We start from the raw sequence: 1954 nt of genomic DNA, 5'->3' as shown, positions 1-1954 counted from the left end.
AATAAGAAAAGCGAAGGCGGCTGTTAAGGCCGTCTGAGCTTCAGCTCTATGATTATAAAAAGTAAGACAGGAGGGAATTGCATGAACACAGGACACGTTCTTCAAGTTATGGGTCCGGTTGTAGACGTTAAGTTTGCTGATGGCCATCTTCCAGAAATCTACAACGCCCTAACTGTAAATATTGATCGTCCCGGTCAGGCACAGGTTACTTTGACTCTTGAAGTAGCATTGCACCTAGGCGACGACTCAGTTCGCACAATCGCGATGGAATCCACTGATGGATTGCAGCGAGGTTCGGTCGTAACCGATTTGGGCAGCGCAATTACTGTTCCAGTTGGAGATGTAACACTAGGCCGGGTATTTAACGTACTGGGCGAAGTAATTGACTTGGGTGAAGAAATCCCGGCAACAGAACGCCGCGACCCGATTCACCGTTCAGCACCGACATTTGAACATCTTTCCACAGAAGTTCAAATTCTTGAAACAGGCATCAAAGTTGTTGACTTGCTTGCCCCTTACATCAAAGGTGGTAAAATCGGTCTCTTCGGTGGTGCTGGTGTAGGTAAAACAGTTCTTATCCAGGAATTGATCAACAACATCGCTCAAGAGCACGGCGGTCTTTCAGTATTCGCCGGTGTTGGTGAGCGTACACGTGAAGGAAACGACTTATTCCACGAGATGAGCGATTCCGGCGTTATCAAGAAAACAGCAATGGTCTTCGGCCAGATGAACGAGCCGCCTGGCGCACGTATGCGTGTTGCTTTATCCGGTTTGACAATGGCTGAATATTTCCGTGACGAACAAGGCGCGGACGTACTATTGTTCATCGATAATATCTTCCGTTTCACGCAGGCAGGATCTGAGGTATCGGCACTTCTTGGCCGTATGCCATCAGCCGTTGGTTACCAGCCGACACTTGCTACGGAAATGGGTCAATTACAGGAACGTATTACGACAACAAGCACTGGTTCTGTTACTTCAATTCAAGCGATCTATGTACCGGCCGATGACTATACGGATCCGGCTCCGGCTACAACTTTCGCCCACTTGGATGCAACAACCAACCTCGAGCGTAAACTTTCTGAAATGGGTATCTACCCTGCGGTGGATCCGCTTGCTTCGACTTCACGCGCATTGTCGCCTGAAATCGTTGGAGAAGAGCATTACGCAGTTTCCCGTCAGGTTCAGGAAACACTTCAGCGTTACCGCGAACTTCAGGATATCATTGCAATCCTTGGTATGGACGAGTTGAGTGACGAGGACAAGCTTACGGTTAACCGTGCGCGCCGCGTTCAAAACTTCCTATCCCAAAACTTCCACGTGGCAGAGCAGTTTACAGGTCAAAAAGGTTCTTACGTACCGGTTCAGGAAACAATCAAAGGATTCCAGGAAATCCTTGCCGGTAAATACGATCACCTGCCTGAAGATGCTTTCCGTTTGGTAGGCCGCATTGAAGATGTAATCGCCAAAGCCAAAGGCATGGGCGTAGAAGTCTAAAATCAGGGACCAGGAGGGAAAAAAATGAAGACCATAACAGTCAATATTGTCACTCCCGACGGCCCGGTATACGATTCAGATGTTTCCATGGTAATTGCGGTTACAGCATCCGGTGAAATGGGTGTAATGCCCGGACACATCCCGACAGTAGCACCTCTTGGAATCGGCGCAGTCCGATTAAAGAAAGACAACTCGACGGAATTGGTTGCCGTTAGCGGCGGATTCCTTGAAATTCGTCCTGAAAAAGTAACAATTCTTGCACAGTCTGCTGAGCGTGCGGTCGACATCGATGTCGCCCGTGCAAGAGAATCAGCAAAACGCGCAGAAGGGTTACTTCAGGGGAAGAAAGATGAAGTCGACTTCAAGCGGGCTGAGCTTGCTTTGAAGCGTGCGATGAATCGTATCGACGTTTATGAGGGTAAATTATAGAAAAGCGACAACGGCCGTTCAGCTCCGA

At 48.7% G+C, this 1954-nt stretch carries 2 protein-coding genes; both read left to right on the top strand.

Annotated features, from left to right (window positions below):
• The first annotated feature begins 81 nt into the window (after window positions 1-81).
• Window positions 82-1497 carry a F0F1 ATP synthase subunit beta gene (atpD, locus tag KW93_RS00595; protein WP_033541009.1) on the top strand — a complete coding sequence of 472 codons (1416 nt, stop codon included), beginning with the start codon at window positions 82-84 and terminating at the stop codon, window positions 1495-1497.
• Between the two features lie 24 nt (window positions 1498-1521).
• Entirely contained in the window at window positions 1522-1926 is a 405-nt protein-coding gene (locus tag KW93_RS00590) for a F0F1 ATP synthase subunit epsilon (RefSeq protein WP_033541008.1), read from the top strand.
• The last annotated feature ends 28 nt before the right edge of the window (window positions 1927-1954 follow it).

Source organism: Planococcus sp. CAU13 (genome assembly GCF_000775575.1).
In the GTDB taxonomy this organism is placed as follows: domain Bacteria; phylum Bacillota; class Bacilli; order Bacillales_A; family Planococcaceae; genus Planococcus.
The sequence above is the reverse complement of the archived record's forward strand: the minus strand, read 5'-3'. Positions and strand labels throughout refer to the sequence as shown.